Genomic DNA, 14,506 nt, shown 5'->3' on the forward strand with positions numbered 1-14,506 from the left:
AGGCAGGGTGCGGCTTTTCGCTGTTTGGCCGCAACCTCAATCAATGCGCCGGGCTCAACGCCACCATCGATCGCATGAATGCCAACCTCGATGCGCTGCAAGGCAAACGCGAGCGGCTTGCCGGCGGCGGCTCGCGCCGTGACCGGGGACGCATCCTGGCGGCGCTTGACGCCAATGGCTGCCGCGACGACACCGTTGCGCCGCGGCGCGCACCCCTGCAGGAAGCGAACCGCGAAGGCGGCAGCACAAACCTGTTCGACCAGCTTTTCGGCGGCAACAGCCAGCAGCTCGATACGCCAGATACACTTGACCAGCCTGACGATCCCGACGAAGAGCGCAGCGTCCGCCGGGTGCTCAACCGGCCCGGCGTACCGGACCTTCCGAGCGTCGGCGGTGAATTCCACACCTCCTGTGTGCGCACTTGCGACGGCTACTTCTTCCCGATGTCGAACTCGGCCTCGACCAGCGACTTCGAACGCGACCAGAAGAATTGCGAATCGAGCTGCCCCGGCACCGAGATGCAGGTCTTCTACTCGCGCGGCATGGACGACGATTCGGCTTCGATGACGTCGTCCGTCACCGGCCGGCCCTACAGCGAATTGCCGACTGCCTATCTCTACAAGCAGTCCAACATGCCGCGGCCGCCGGCCTGCGGCTGCAACGCCGCCGCGCAGGGCTTCCAGATCATCGCCGGCAATCCGCCGTATCAGGAACAGTCGCAGCCCGAAACGGACGCTGCACCGTTCATCCCGGTCCCGGTGTCCAAGCCGGATCCAGGTGCAGATCCGGAAACCCTGGCCAATCTGGAAGGCGGGCTCGACCGCGAGGCGATCAAGCGGCTTTCCGCCAAGCCGGTGACGTCGCCGGTGTCCGCGCTGCCGCCGGAACAGCGCAAGGTCAGGGTCGTCGGGCCAACGTTCCTTCCCGACCCATCAGCGGCAATAGATCTGCAAGCTCCGGCCCCGAAGGCAGTCCGGTAAGGGCTGTTCTGAGCGGCATGAACAACGCCTTGCCCTTGCGGCCCGTCGCTTCCCTGATCTTGCCCGTCCAGTCTTTCCAGATCGTCGCGGTCCAGGGGTCCTCCGGCAGCAGATCGAACGCCTGTCCGAGGAAATCGCGGTCTTCATCGGAAAATTCCGGCATCTCCTGAGGCCCCTCGCGCAGGATGCGCCACCAGTTCACCGCATCGGCCAGCCTGTCGAGATTGCCGCGCACCGCCAGCCAGAACGGCTCGGCCTGCTCGCCCGAGACGCCGAGCACGATCAGCCGGTCCTGTGCCTCGGCGAATGGCATATGATGCAGCAATGTCCGGTTGAGCACGAACAGGTCATCCGGATCGAACTTGGCCGCCGATTTCGATGTTGCCGCTGGATCGAAGCGTTCGGCGAGTTCGCCCATCGTCGGCACCGCCGCGACATTCTCCGAGGTGCCGACCAGCACGGCCAGCGAGGCCACCGCCATAGGCTCGATGCCGTCCTCGCGCAGGCTTTCGATGGAGAGCGCACCGGTGCGCTTCGACAGTCCCTCGCCCGATGCGGTGGTCAGGAGATTGTGGTGGCCGAACACAGGCGGCTCGGCAGCCAACGCCTGGAACAGGGCGATCTGCACGCCGGTGTTGGTGACATGGTCGTCGCCGCGGATGACATGGCTGACGCCCATCTCGATATCGTCGACCACGGAGGGAAGCGTGTAGAGATAGGTGCCGTCCTCGCGCACCAGCACTGGATCGGACAGTGAGGCCAGGTCGACCGTCTCCTCGCCGCGCACCAGGTCGTTCCAGTGGATTTCGGTGCGCTCCGGCTGTTGCGGATCGCCTGAGAAATTGGGGAGGAGAAAACGCCAGTGCGGCCGGCGGCCATCGGCCTGGTATTCGGCGATCTGCTCATGCGTCAGGGCCAGCGCCTCACGGCCATAGACCGGTGGCAGGCCGCGCGTGCGGCGCACCTTGCGCCTGAGATCCAGCTCCTCCGGCGTTTCATAGCAGGCATAGAGAACGCCTGCCGCCTTCAGCCTCTCGACCGCCGCGTCATAGACCTCGAAACGTCGCGACTGGTACTCGGTGGCATCGGGAAAAATACCCAGCCAATGCAGATCATAGAGGATGGCATCGGAAAATTCCTGCTTCGAGCGCGCAATGTCGGTGTCGTCGAAGCGCTGGATGAAGCGGCCCTTGTTGTTCATGGCAAACAGCCAGTTGAACAGAGCCGTGCGCGCATTGCCGATATGGATGCGGCCGGTCGGCGAAGGGGCGAAACGAACGGTAACTGTCATGAGCGGGGCGTACCGGATGCTTTTGTGATTGACAAGACGCGCCCCCGCGCTGTCCGGCAGACATAGAACATGGCGGCTGGAATGAAAAGACCGGGCGGCGTGCGCCTCAGGCGGCGCTTAATGCATGTCGTCCAAACGTGATCTCGGTTTTGGGAAAACGACATGCATAAGAAACAAAGACCTAAAGCGCGTCGCCTGAATCCGTTCAAACGCGACGCGCTTTAGGCGGCGGCCAGTCTGGCGGCGCCCGCCATGACCGAGTGCAGCCAGCCGGCGGAGCCGGCGAACAGGTCGTTAAGGCGATCAGCGGCCGAAGTCATCGGAACTGAGGCGGGTCCAGCGGTCACCCATCACCCCACCGATAAAGATGTCACCGGCGCGGACCGCTTCCGTGACCTCAGCGATTCGCGAGCGGACCATCGTTCCTCCGGCATAGCGGAAGAAGAGATTCTTGTAGCCGAAGAGTTGAGGCATGAATCTGCTCTGCGGCTGCCCGGTGATGCCCACGCAGCCCATATCCCACGCGGCCGCGATAAGGCCATCCAGCGTCGCGCGCCAGTGAGATCCGGACGCCTGGATTTGCAACAGGCTCGCGATGTCGCCGGCTTGACCGTAGAAGGCATAACAACCGAGCATTTTGCCCGTTTCGTCGTAAGTTCCGCCGAAATGAAGTGGGCCGTCGGCCCGCTTCTCGGCCGCCAGCGCGAGCAGCCGTGGCAGCTCGCCATCCTTCCAGCTCGGCCGAAGAGAGTAATCGGACAGCAGGGTCGGCAGCCGCTCGGCAAATTGCGCGGAAGTGATCGGCTCACTGTGGACCCGTTGCGACGATGAAGCCTGGACGGGGAGCTCGAACCTTCTTTTCGCAAGAGCATCGAATGCTCTCGCGCAGGGATCGAGCGCCAAGCGAGGCAGGCCAGGCCATTTGCGGTGCAGTGCAGCAGCGGCCATCGCGGCTGGTCGGAAAATACAGGTCCATCCCAGACAATGCACCGGCAGGAGCTGATACTTCATCGGGCGCGCGAAGGCCAAAGATGTCCTGTTGGCCGAATCGGTCAGCTGCAGATCGAATTCGCCTTGGTGCAAGGCACGTAGCAATTGCGGCCCGGCCGAGCCGTCATCGGTGCCGGCGTCGGCCATGAGCGGACCGATGATCGCCGCATTCAATGCCGCTCCGTTGAGCTCGTAGCGGGCTTTCAGGACGCCGAGGAACCCACCCAGACGACCTTGCCGGTTGACCTGGACAAGAGCGTTGCTCGCACCGGACTGGCCGGCAGGGTCAAGATAGATCTCTCTCATATAGTCGGCCGTCTCCGCGATCGCGCGATCGAGGAGATGACGCCGCCGCTGCCGAAACTTGGTCAGGAAGAGTGCGGCGACGCTCTCGAGATCTTCGGCAGCGAGCGGCCGAACAGAGCCATGCGATTCCAGCACCGACGGCGCAACCACCTTTCCCGGACCGGCATTTGCGGAAACAACATGCATCGTGAAGAGCGTCCCTGGGTTGCTTTATTAAAATATATATCAACCAAAGGTAGAAACAACATATCTCGATCGGTATGATGAACAGGCGTCTCAAAAACTCAAGGTCTGGAAAAGGACTTCACTGGCAGATTGGCTCGGCCTGCATACGCTGAGCGACAGGGACTTCGGACGTCTCAGGTCTGCCGATGTACTCGCAACAGGTTCGGCTCCGCCCTGCGCCACCCCGCACTGCTGACAACGCCTGATAGAGGTGGCCTCCGGCCGCCGAAGCCGGAGGCCACCTCAGGTCAGCTGACAAGTCCCTTGGTCAGCTCCAGCGCCTGACGCTCGAACAGGCGGCGGTAGATACCGCCCTTCAGCCGGATGAGTTCGTCATGCGAGCCTTCCTCGACGATCTTGCCGCGATCGAAGACCAGCAGCCTGTCGAGCGCCCGCACCGTCGATAGCCGGTGCGCGATGACCAGCGTCGTGCGGCCGACCATCAGCCGCTCCATCGCCTGCTGGATCAGCACCTCCGATTCCGAATCGAGGCTCGATGTCGCCTCATCGAGGATCAGGATGCGCGCATCGGCAAGGAACGCGCGCGCGATCGCCACACGCTGCCGCTCGCCGCCCGACAGTTTCACGCCGCGTTCGCCGACCAGCGTGCCGTAGCCCTTCGGCAGGTTGGTGATGAAATCATGCGCGCTCGCCAGCTTTGCGGCATGCTCGATCTCCTCTTGCGTGGCACTCGGCCTGCTATAGGCGATGTTTTCGGCCAGCGACCGGTGGAACAGGATCGGCTCCTGCTGGACGATGGCGATCTGCCCGCGCAGCGACGCTTGCGCCACCTGCGAGATGTCCTGGCCGTCGACCAGGATTTCCCCCGCATTCACGTCATAGAGCCGCTGGATGAGCTTGACGAAGGTCGTCTTGCCCGAACCCGAATGGCCGACGAGCCCGACACGTTCACCCGGCGCGATATCGACCGAAAAGTCGCGATAGAGCGCCGATCGGTGATTGCCGTAGTGAAAGGTGACGTTGTCGAAGCTGATCCGTCCTTCAGTGATCCGGATCGGCTTGGCGCCAGGCCGGTCCTCGATGCCGAGCGGTTCGAACTGGAAATCGACCAGCTCCTCCATGTCGTTGATCGAGCGCTGCAGATTGCGGATATGCGTGCCTATATCCCTGAGATAGCCTTGCAGCACGAAGAACGAGGTCAGCACGAAGGCGACGTCGCCGGCGCTCGCCTGCCCCCATGACCACAGCATCAATGCCAGGCCGATCACCGCCGCGCGCATGACCAGCAGCAGCGCCCCTTGCGTGGTGCCGTTGATGGTGCCGCGCACCCAGGTGCGCCGCGTGCGCGCACGCCATTTGGCGACGACCCTGGCCAGGCGGCGCTCCTCGCGCTCCTCGGCGCCAAAGCCCTTGACCACGGCGTTGCAGCTGACCGCGTCAGCCAGCGAGCCGCCGAGGCGTGTGTCCCAGGTGTTGGCGAGCCTTGCCGCCGGCGCGACATAGCCAAGCGACAGCATTGCCGTCACCATGATGAACAGCACCGAGCCGGCGGCAACCACCGCGCCCATCAGCGGCCAGAACCAGCCCAGCAGCAGCGTCGAGCCGACCAGCATGACCACGGACGGCAGCAGCGCGATGAGGATGGTGTCGTTGAGCAGGTCCAGCGCCCACATGCCGCGCGTCACCTTGCGCACGGTCGAGCCGGCAAAGCTGTTGGCATGCCAGTCGGTGGAAAAGCGCTGGACGCGATGGAAAGCATCGGCGGCAATGTCCGCCATCATCTTCAGCGTCAGCTCGACGATCCCCATGAAAGCAAGGTTGCGCAGCACGACGCCGGTCAATGCCAGGGCCATCAGCATCGAAAACGCCGCCATCGCGGCATTCCAGGCAATCGTGTCGGCGCCGGCGCTGCTGGCGACGGCGTCGACCAGCCGGCCGGAATAGAGCGGCGTCAAAACGTCGGCCAGCGTCGACAGCAGGAAGCCGCCCATGATGAGCGAAAGCCGCCACGGCTGGCGCCGCCAATGGGTGAACGTGAAGCCAAGAACGCTGCGAAAGGCGCTCGCGCGCAAATCGATCTTGAAACGAGCCATGATGTCATTCGGGCGCAAACGAGCCCGATCCCAGTAAAGGTCGAAAATTGAAGAAGCCGCGCAAGGGGCTAATGAGTGCCCAGAAGCGGAGTGGCATATTTGGCGTCTCGCCCGTAATCGGGCGGCGACCGGCATCGGCATAAGCCTGTGCTCGATCCGGCATCACTGCGAGGACAAAACCCTCGCGGAGCGCCGGATGAGACCTAGGCTTCGCGGCCTCGCATTACCATTTGAAATACTGCCATTCGGACCTCCCGCAAATGAATCGCGGAAAGGTCCTTATAAAGACGCCCCGATGCATCGCCAAGATCAACTCACGCCAAAAGTGTATCTGGTCCAACCACTGCGATTATTTTGCAACAATGCGGCAAACCATCGCCGCGCGCCGCTTCATCTGGGATCGCGATCGAACCGCATGTAACGGCCATCGGTCGATGGCTTGAATCCAAGCTTTTCATACAAACTATGGGCGTCGCTGGTCGACAGGCTCCAGTGGAAAACAGTCCTGACTTCAGGATGATCGATCAGGGCCTGGACGAGCCGGCTGCCGATGCCCTGCCCGCGATGCTCGGGCCAGATGATGATGTCGGCGAGATAGGCGAACACCGTACGGTCAGTGATCGCCCGCCCGAAGCCGACCTGCTTGCCATCGATGTAGGCGCCGACGCAAAGCGAATTGGTGAAGGCGCGGTGATGGACTTCGTCGCTGCGCCCGGCGCCCCAATAGCTCGCCATCAGCAGGTCGGATGTCGCACGGAAATCGATCCGTGACAGGTCGAAGCTGATTTCACAGTCGGGCATGACTACCCTTGCCTGCGGCATGGCGTGAACTTTCGGTCAGGAAACAGTGTCTAGCCGATCCCTGAACCGGTTGGTGATGGGATAGCGGCGGTCGCGGCCGAAGTTCTTTTTGGTGATCTTCACACCGGGCGCTGCCTGCCGGCGCTTGTATTCGGCGATGTAGAGCAGATGCTCGATGCGCGTCACCGTCGCCCGGTCATGGCCGCGCGCGACGATGTCGTCGACACCCATCTCGTTTTCGACCAGGCATTCCAGGATATCGTCGAGCACCGGATAGGGCGGCAGCGAATCCTGGTCGGTCTGGTTCTCGCGCAATTCCGCCGACGGCGCCTTGTCGATGATGTTCTTCGGGATCACCTCGCCCGAGGGCCCAAGTGCGCCCGGCGGCACGTGGCTGTTGCGCCAGCGCGACAGCGCGTAGACCTGCATCTTGTAGAGGTCCTTGATTGGATTGAAGCCGCCATTCATGTCGCCATAGAGCGTGGCATAGCCGACCGACATCTCGCTCTTGTTGCCGGTGGTGACGACCATCGAGCCGAACTTGTTGGAGATCGCCATCAGGATGGTGCCGCGCGCGCGGCTCTGCAGATTCTCCTCGGTAATGCCTTCCTTGGTGCCTTCGAACATCTGCGTCAGTGCGTGCAGGAAGCCCTCGACCGGCTCGAAGATCGGCACGATGTCATAGCGGCAGCCGAGCGCACGGGCGCAGTCCTCGGCATCTTTCAGCGAGTCCTTCGAGGTATAGCGGTAGGGCATCATCACCGCGCGCAGCCGTTCCTCGCCGAGCGCATCGACGGCAAGCGCTGCGCAGATCGCCGAATCGATGCCGCCCGAGAGACCAAGCACGACGTTCTTGAAACCGTTCTTGTTGACGTAGTCGCGCAGGCCCAGCATGCAGGCGCGATAGTCGGCTTCCTCCCGTTCCGGGATTTTCGACATCGGCCCTTCCGAGCAGACCCAGCCTTCGTCTTGACGCTTCCAGGTGGTGACGTCGACTGCTTCCTCGAACTGGCTCATCTGGAAGGCAAGTGTCTTGTCAGACCCTATGGCAAACGAGGCGCCGTCAAAGATCAGCTCGTCCTGACCGCCAAGCTGGTTAGCATAGATCATCGGCAGCCCGCATTCGATGACCTGGCGGATGACGACCTGGTGGCGGACATCGATCTTGGCGCGATAATAGGGCGAGCCGTTCGGCACCAGCAGGATTTCCGCCCCGCTTTCGGCCAGCGTCTCGCAGATGTCGACGTCGCCCCAGATGTCCTCGCAGATCGGAATCCCGATGCGTACGCCGCGGAAATTGACCGGTCCCTGGATCTCCGGTCCGGCCTGGAAGACGCGCTTCTCGTCGAACTCGCCGTAGTTCGGCAGATCGAGCTTGTAGCGCTCGGCAATGATCTTGCCGCCATCGGCGAAGACGATCGAATTGTGCGTGCCGCTCTTGCGCTTCAGCGGCGTGCCGATGATGACGCCCGGCCCGCCATCGGCGGTATCTCTGGCGAAGTCTTCGGCCGCCTTTTCGCAGGCTTTCAGGAAGGCCGGCTTCAGCACCAGATCCTCCGGCGGATAGCCGGCGAGGAAAAGCTCGGTGTAGAGCACGAGATCGGCGCCCTGGCGGGCGGCATCCGCCCTCGCCTCGCGGGCCTTGGCGAGATTGCCAGCAATGTCGCCAACAGTCGGATTGAGCTGGGCAACGGCGATGCGCAGGATGTCGAGTTTCTTGGTCATGTCTGCTGACTTAGCGCGGCAAATTTCGCCGGGCAATGGCGTTCGTTTGGACCACTTCGGACGATTGACGTACGTCAATCGTGCCCCCGACCGAATGACTAATGTCATTCGTGGCCAGGCAGCCTTGTATCAGTCGTCGCCCATATATTCGCGCAAGGCTTGCGGCGAATGGTTGTCACCGATCGACATCGCCAGGATGCGAGAAATATGCCGGCGCGGCAGACCCGTCTCCGCCGCCCATTGATTGATTTGCCTCTGGATCTTGTCCAGGTCCTTCTTCGAGGTCGGGCTTTCGGCGATGTCGAGGCCCGCGTCGCGCAGAGCCGCGGCCATATCGCCCGATATGACAAAGGCATCCCAGCCCAGCCAGCGCAGAAAATACTGGCCGGTGTTGCCGCCGAGCCGGCTGCCATGCTTGCCGAGGTAAGCCATCAGCCCGACCTGATCATCAGCCGGCCAGTTGGCGAGGAATTCGCCGAAGCCGCCATGCTCCTTCGACACGCGCTCGACGAAGGCAGCATTGTCGCGAACGGATTTGATCTTCTGCGGATTGCGCACGATGCGCTGATCGGAAGCCAGATCGTGCCAGAAATCATCGGGCTGGAACAACAGCCGCTTCGGCTCGAAACGCAGGAATGCCTCTTCGAAGCCTGGCCATTTCTGTTCGATGACTCGCCAGACGAAACCGGCGGCAAAGACGCGCTCGGCCATAACAGACAGAATGCGATTGTCCGCAATGTCAGCCACGGCGGCATTGTCGGGCACCGGACCCAGCAGTGACGTCAGTTCCTCCTCGCCGCCTTTGCGTTTTGCAGCGCGTGCGCGGATTTTCTTGAAATCGGGCATTCTGCTTGCATCCTCACGTCGTGCTTTTGACGAACCGGCATCTTCCTATATGGAAACCAGGCTGCCAAGCCGATGCTTTATATGGAGACATCCATGAACAAGACCGTGCCGGAACTGGCCAATCGCTGGCTGAGGCGAAACCCGGAGAATTTGAGCGAGCTTGAGAGGCGGGTGCTGCAGAGCACCGTCGACCGCAAGCCCATATCGCAGGACATCAACGACAGTCTTGCCGGCCTTCAGGGCGCGGGCGACCGTATCGCCGATGCCATTGCGCGCGTCGGCGGTTCGTGGACGTTCATCCTGTCCTTCATCGCCTTCCTGATCCTCTGGATCGGCGCCAACTGGTGGCTGCTGGGGCAAGATTCGTTCGACCCCTACCCCTTCATCTTCCTTAACCTCGTCCTCTCGATGATCGCCGCCCTGCAGGCGCCGGTGATCATGATGTCGCAGAACCGCCAGGCGGCGCGCGACCGCATCGACGCTGCCCACGACTACGAGGTCAACCTCAAAGCCGAGATCGAGATCATGGCGCTGCATGAAAAGCTGGACGAGCTGCGCCACAGCCAGATCATCGGCATGCGCGACGAGATCGCGCAGATAGCCGAACAACTGAAGCGGATTGACGAACGGCTCACCCCCCAGACCCAACCCTCATGACGCAGGCTATCCATCATTTCATCGAACAGTATGGACTGCTTGCCGTCTTCATCGGCTGCCTCGCGGAGGGTGAAAGTGCCGCAATCCTCGGCGGCTTCTTCGCCCACCAGCAGGTCTTCGTCTTGTGGCACGCCTTCCTTGCGGCTGGCCTCGGCGCCTTCATCGGCGACACTTTCTTCTTCATCCTTGGACGAAGCTTTGCTGACCATCGCTATGTCGTCAGGTTGCGCACGCGGCCCGGCTTCCGCCGCGCCTACCGTCTGCTCAATACCCACCCCAACATTTTCGTGCTGTCGAACCGCTACGTCTACGGCATGCGCTTGGTCGGCGGCATCGCGGCCGGACTTTCCAATATCCCTGCGCCGCGCTTCGTCGTCCTCAACGCCATCTCATCGGCGATCTGGGCGGTGCTGTTCGGCACGATCGGTTATGTCTTTGGACTGGGCGCAGAACACTTCGTCGGCCAGGCTTTGATGCGTCACGAGCGATTGCTCGTCGGGCTAGGCATCGGCCTGACCGTGGCGATCCTTGCCTGGTTCGTCGCGCGTCACACCGCCAAGAAGGAGCGCGCCAAAGAGAGTTGATCTAGGCTGGCCGTCCAGGGACGTCCTAGTCTACGCCGAGCGCCACATCACCCCGATCGAGGATCAGCGGGATGATCAGGTCTTCCTCGTCGGCAAGATGCCGGGTCAGCATGGCGATCAGCCGGCTGTTTTCGTCGGCATAGGCGTCGGCGGCGAAGCGCTGTCTGTCCTCGCTCTCCTGAAGCGTCTTGATGAAGGCATTGGCAGCCTCGGCATTGCGCTCCAGCCCTTCATGGATGATGTGGTGGTCGGCATCGAGTATCTCGAAGCCGCGCTTCAAACGGGGCTCGGCCTTGGCGAAGACCGGGAAATATTGGTAATCCTCGACATTGTGGTGACCGTCGAGATTGCCGAGAAAATGATTGAGGCGAGGCGCGAACCAGCGCGCGAAGTCGGGCGCCGTCAGCCTGCCCTCGCGGTAGTCGCCAATGCCCTTGGTCAGCATGCCGCCAAGTTCGCGGAACATGTCGTGCCGCTGCAGCCACATATTGGCGATGCCGTGGATGTTGGCGTGCCCCTGCCAGTTTTCGCGCGGATATTTTTCGACCAGCCAGCGAAGGTCGTCCGGCAGGCCCTTGCGTTCGAGCAATAGGAAGTTAGCGACTTCAGACATGACGGTTTCCTTTAGTTACCGTCATATAGGAGCCAGCATGCTAGATCGGTAGACCGGTGATCCGCTCGATGATGGCGATGCCCCAGACACCGGCGACGATGAGCACCGAAATCAGCACCGCCAGCGAACCGCAGTCCTTGGCCAGCTGGATGTCGACATTGAACTCGCGGCTGAACGCGTCGCACGCCGCCTCGATGCCGGTGTTCAGCACTTCGACCATGATCAAGAGCAGCACCGCGCCGATCAGCAAGGCATAGCCGCGCCACGAGATCGAAACGAACCAGCCGAGCGGCAAGGCGAGCGCCAGCAGCATCAGCTCCTGCTGGAAAGCCTTTTCGCTGACGGCCAGTTTGCGAAACGCCCGCACCGAATTGAAATAAGCGTCGATCAGCCGCTGCATGCCAAACCCCTTTCCGAATCACCGGCACGGGATAATGCAATGGCTGGCCAGATCAATGGAATAAGGTGACTTGTCCAAGATTCACTCCGCGACCGGGATGGACGGCGTCGACTTTTCAAACTGCGGCAGCCCGTCGCCGATCGAATAATAGTCGCCCTTGTCACCGACAAAGATATGGCATTCTCCCTCGAGACTTGTCGGCCTGTCGAACGATCCCGCCATGACTGAAATGTAGTCCTGGTCTCGCGGCTTCCAGAACAGGACCGACCCGCATGTCTTGCAAAACCCGCGCCTGGCGAAGGCTGACGCTTCGTACCAGGTGATGCTTTCCGTGCCTTCGATCACGATGTCGGCGTTGGCAACATTGGTCGCGGCATAGAAATGTCCGCTCTGCTTGCGGCATTGCGAGCAATGACAATAGACGACGCCGCGCAGCGCTCCGTGCGTTTTGAAGCGAACCGCTCCGCACAGACACGATCCCCGGTGACTATCACTCACGTCGACCCCTCCTTGAAGAAAACTCTGACTGGCATCAGCATCGCCATCAGGATTCCAGCTTTGCGGCGCCCACACGCAAGCAAATGCGACATGTATTGGCGCGGCAAATCCGAAATTCAGTTCCATTTTTAAGAGCGCAATGCGCGAATTTCCGATTCAAAGCCACCAAACTGGCGTCGGTATGGATTGTTATGCCCGAATTGAAGCTTCTACAGCCGCAGGTAGAGAAAGACGTGTCCGTTTTTTTACAAATTAAGGAAACTTTAGCGCCAGCGCATTTATGGTCACGGCAAGCGAAGGTCGTGGGTGGGGACGCATCCTTCGTAAGTTGTTCTGAAGTGCCTGTCGCATTCCCCAGGTCGGCGACACAGGGAACCCGCGAATTCTGCGCCGGGATCCGAGGGGAAGAATCAAAAATGCAGCCGGCAGTTCTCCCGACCGAACGAAGCACCGACATCGCAGCCACCGCTGTTGCCACGATGCGCCAGCTGGGCGTGCTCGGCCTGCCGCGCAACTACGAGATCTTCTACGAGGCCCTGAGCGGCACCAATCGCGAACTCAGCCTCGCCGTCGTTTCGCTGAGCAGCCGGCCGACACAGGATGAACTGGATCAGATCGGACGCACTTTCTTTGCCCACAATCATGGCCCCAGCATTGTCGAGCATGCCAGAGACGTCATTGCCAGGGAGCTCGAGGAAGTCGCTTCGCTGTTGAGGAGCGAGCGCAGCCACATCGAGAAATACGGCAGGATCCTCGATGAGACATCGAGCGGCCTCAGCGGCCGCAGCCTTCTCTCTCAGGATCTTTTGCAGAAGATCGCCAACGCCATGGCGATTGCCACCAATTCGACGATCGATCACGGCCGGCAGGTGGCCTCGACGCTCAGCGACAAGACGGCCGAACTGGAGAGCGTCAAGTCGAAGCTCGAAGAGTACAAGCGGCTGGCCGACACCGATCCCTTGACCCACATCTGGAATCGCCGCGCCTTCGACAAGGAAATCACCAGGATCTACAACAGCAACAAGGGTATCCTGTTCAACGCCTTGGTCCTTGCCGACATCGATCGCTTCAAGGACATCAACGACCGCTACGGCCACCCGGTCGGCGACAAGATCATCCAGATCATCGCCGACATCTTGCAGACCAGCATTCGCGGCGACATGTTCGTCGCCCGCACCGGCGGCGAGGAGTTCGCGCTGATCATCGAGGGCGCCAGCGAGGACGCCACCTATGAGATCGCCGAGCGCATTCGCGCCCTGATCGAGCAGACGCCGTTCACCAGCAGCCAGACCGGCACGAATTACGGCACCGTCACCGTCTCGATGGGCATCTGCATGGCATCCGAGGCCGAGGGGCCGGAGGATCTCTACACCAAGGCCGACCGGGCGCTCTATCGCTCGAAGGTCAGCGGCCGCAACCGCGTCACCAAGCACTCGACGATGGCTGGCCGGGCCGGCAAGAGCTGGCTGCTCTACAAGAAGGACTGAAGCCTTCTATTTTGCCGATCGCGCCGGCACGGGCGTAGGCACAAACTATCGGCTGAAAATGAAAAAGGCGCCAAGTTTCCAAGACGCCTTATTGATCAAATTGAAGTGGCCGGATCAACCGTTGACGGCCTGCTTATGCTGCACCGGGTGGCTCTTCTTCAACAGATCCGAGACCAGGAACGCCAGTTCGATCGCCTGATCGGCGTTGAGGCGCGGATCGCAATGGGTGTGATAGCGATCCTGCAACTCCTCGGCCGTGATGGCGCGCGCGCCCCCGGTGCATTCGGTGACGTTCTTGCCGGTCATCTCGACATGGATGCCGCCCGGATGTGTGCCTTCGGCGCGGTGCACCTCGAAGAAGGTCTGCACCTCCTTTAGGATGCGGTCGAACGGCCGCGTCTTATAGCCTGCGGCCTCGATCGTGTTGCCGTGCATCGGGTCCGACGACCACACCACGGAGCGGCCTTCCTTCTGCACCGCGCGAACTAGCTTCGGCAGGTGGTCGGCGACCTTGTCGGAGCCGAAGCGGGCGATCAGCGTCAGCCGGCCGGGCTCGTTTTCGGGGTTGAGCAGGTCGATAAGCTCCAGCAGCCCGTCCGGCGTCAGCGACGGGCCGCATTTCAGGCCAAGCGGATTCTTGATGCCACGGCAATATTCGACATGCGCATGGTCGGGCTGGCGGGTACGGTCGCCGATCCAGATCATGTGGCCTGAGGTGGCGTACCAGTCACCGGAGGTCGAATCGACGCGGGTCAGCGCCTCCTCGTAGCCGAGCAGCAGCGCCTCATGGCTGGTGTAGAAATCGGTCTCGCGCAGCGCGTAGTTGGTTTCCGAGGTGATGCCGACGGCCTTCATGAAGTCCATCGTCTCGGTGATGCGGTTGGCGAGCGATTCGTACTTCTCGCCCTGCGGACTATCGGACACGAAGCCGAGCATCCAGCGGTGCACATTCTCCAGGCTGGCATACCCGCCCTGCGCGAAGGCGCGCAGCAGGTTGAGCGTTGCCGCCGACTGGCGGTACGCCATTTCCTGGCGGGCAGGATCTGGAA

General features: G+C 61.7%; 14 protein-coding genes. 4 read left to right on the forward strand and 10 right to left on the reverse strand.

Annotation, left to right across the window (positions count from 1 at the left end; all coding sequences use genetic code 11):
• Positions 1-980 (forward strand): DUF2865 domain-containing protein (locus tag EN993_RS19735; protein WP_127264602.1); only part of this gene is annotated, 980 nt, incomplete at its 5' end.
• Here the strand turns inward: EN993_RS19735 and gltX are convergent.
• The 6 genes from gltX to EN993_RS19765 form a co-directional block, all read right to left on the reverse strand.
• The gene (gltX, locus tag EN993_RS19740; RefSeq protein ID WP_109669303.1) at positions 898-2,271 is read right to left on the reverse strand and encodes a glutamate--tRNA ligase; all 1,374 of its coding nucleotides are present in this window, start codon (positions 2,269-2,271) and stop codon (positions 898-900) included. The genes EN993_RS19735 and gltX overlap by 83 nt on opposite strands.
• A 303-nt stretch (positions 2,272-2,574) precedes the next feature.
• Positions 2,575-3,753, reverse strand: coding sequence for a hypothetical protein (locus EN993_RS19745; RefSeq protein ID WP_127264603.1), 1,179 nt, complete (start codon positions 3,751-3,753; stop codon positions 2,575-2,577).
• A gap of 287 nt (positions 3,754-4,040) precedes the next feature.
• On the reverse strand, positions 4,041-5,846 hold the full coding sequence (locus tag EN993_RS19750) for an ABC transporter ATP-binding protein (protein WP_127264604.1): 1,806 nt from the start codon (positions 5,844-5,846) through the stop codon (positions 4,041-4,043).
• A gap of 390 nt (positions 5,847-6,236) precedes the next feature.
• Positions 6,237-6,647 carry a GNAT family N-acetyltransferase gene (locus tag EN993_RS19755; protein ID WP_127264605.1) on the reverse strand — a complete coding sequence of 137 codons (411 nt, stop codon included), beginning with the start codon at positions 6,645-6,647 and terminating at the stop codon, positions 6,237-6,239.
• A 36-nt stretch (positions 6,648-6,683) separates the two neighbouring features.
• Positions 6,684-8,372, reverse strand: coding sequence for an NAD+ synthase (locus EN993_RS19760; RefSeq protein ID WP_127264606.1), 1,689 nt, complete (start codon positions 8,370-8,372; stop codon positions 6,684-6,686).
• A 129-nt stretch (positions 8,373-8,501) separates the two neighbouring features.
• On the reverse strand, positions 8,502-9,218 hold the full coding sequence (locus EN993_RS19765) for a DNA-3-methyladenine glycosylase I (RefSeq protein WP_127264607.1): 717 nt from the start codon (positions 9,216-9,218) through the stop codon (positions 8,502-8,504).
• A gap of 93 nt (positions 9,219-9,311) precedes the next feature.
• On the opposite strand from EN993_RS19765, the gene EN993_RS19770 reads away from it, so the two are divergent.
• Together EN993_RS19770 and EN993_RS19775 are read left to right on the forward strand one after the other, a co-directional pair.
• On the forward strand, positions 9,312-9,875 hold the full coding sequence (locus EN993_RS19770) for a DUF1003 domain-containing protein (RefSeq protein ID WP_109669314.1): 564 nt from the start codon (positions 9,312-9,314) through the stop codon (positions 9,873-9,875).
• Positions 9,872-10,459 (forward strand): DedA family protein, encoded by a 588-nt coding sequence (locus tag EN993_RS19775; RefSeq protein ID WP_127264608.1) that lies wholly within the window; start codon positions 9,872-9,874, stop codon positions 10,457-10,459. Before EN993_RS19770 ends, EN993_RS19775 begins: the two co-directional genes overlap by 4 nt.
• A gap of 25 nt (positions 10,460-10,484) precedes the next feature.
• Here EN993_RS19775 and EN993_RS19780 read toward each other — a convergent pair whose 3' ends face one another.
• The 3 genes from EN993_RS19780 to EN993_RS19790 all read right to left on the reverse strand — a co-directional run bounded on the left by EN993_RS19780 (position 10,485) and on the right by EN993_RS19790 (position 11,970).
• Positions 10,485-11,072: a hemerythrin domain-containing protein gene (locus tag EN993_RS19780; protein WP_127264609.1), complete on the reverse strand. Its 588-nt coding sequence runs from the start codon at positions 11,070-11,072 to the stop codon at positions 10,485-10,487.
• A 40-nt stretch (positions 11,073-11,112) separates the two neighbouring features.
• Complete coding sequence (locus EN993_RS19785; protein ID WP_109669321.1) at positions 11,113-11,472, reverse strand: diacylglycerol kinase; 360 nt, start codon at positions 11,470-11,472, stop codon at positions 11,113-11,115.
• Positions 11,473-11,553: 81 nt separating this feature from the next.
• Complete coding sequence (locus EN993_RS19790) at positions 11,554-11,970, reverse strand: GFA family protein (RefSeq protein ID WP_109669387.1); 417 nt, start codon at positions 11,968-11,970, stop codon at positions 11,554-11,556.
• 416 nt (positions 11,971-12,386) lie between these two features.
• Between EN993_RS19790 and EN993_RS19795 the strand changes: the two genes are divergently transcribed.
• On the forward strand, positions 12,387-13,457 hold the full coding sequence (locus EN993_RS19795; RefSeq protein WP_109669323.1) for a diguanylate cyclase: 1,071 nt from the start codon (positions 12,387-12,389) through the stop codon (positions 13,455-13,457).
• Positions 13,458-13,571: 114 nt separating this feature from the next.
• Here the strand turns inward: EN993_RS19795 and EN993_RS19800 are convergent.
• Positions 13,572-14,506 (reverse strand): 3-deoxy-7-phosphoheptulonate synthase class II (locus EN993_RS19800; protein WP_164757724.1); only part of this gene is annotated, 935 nt, incomplete at its 5' end.

The sequence above is a fragment of the Mesorhizobium sp. M7D.F.Ca.US.004.01.2.1 genome (assembly GCF_003997785.1).
Taxonomy (GTDB): Bacteria; Pseudomonadota; Alphaproteobacteria; order Rhizobiales; family Rhizobiaceae; genus Mesorhizobium; species Mesorhizobium loti.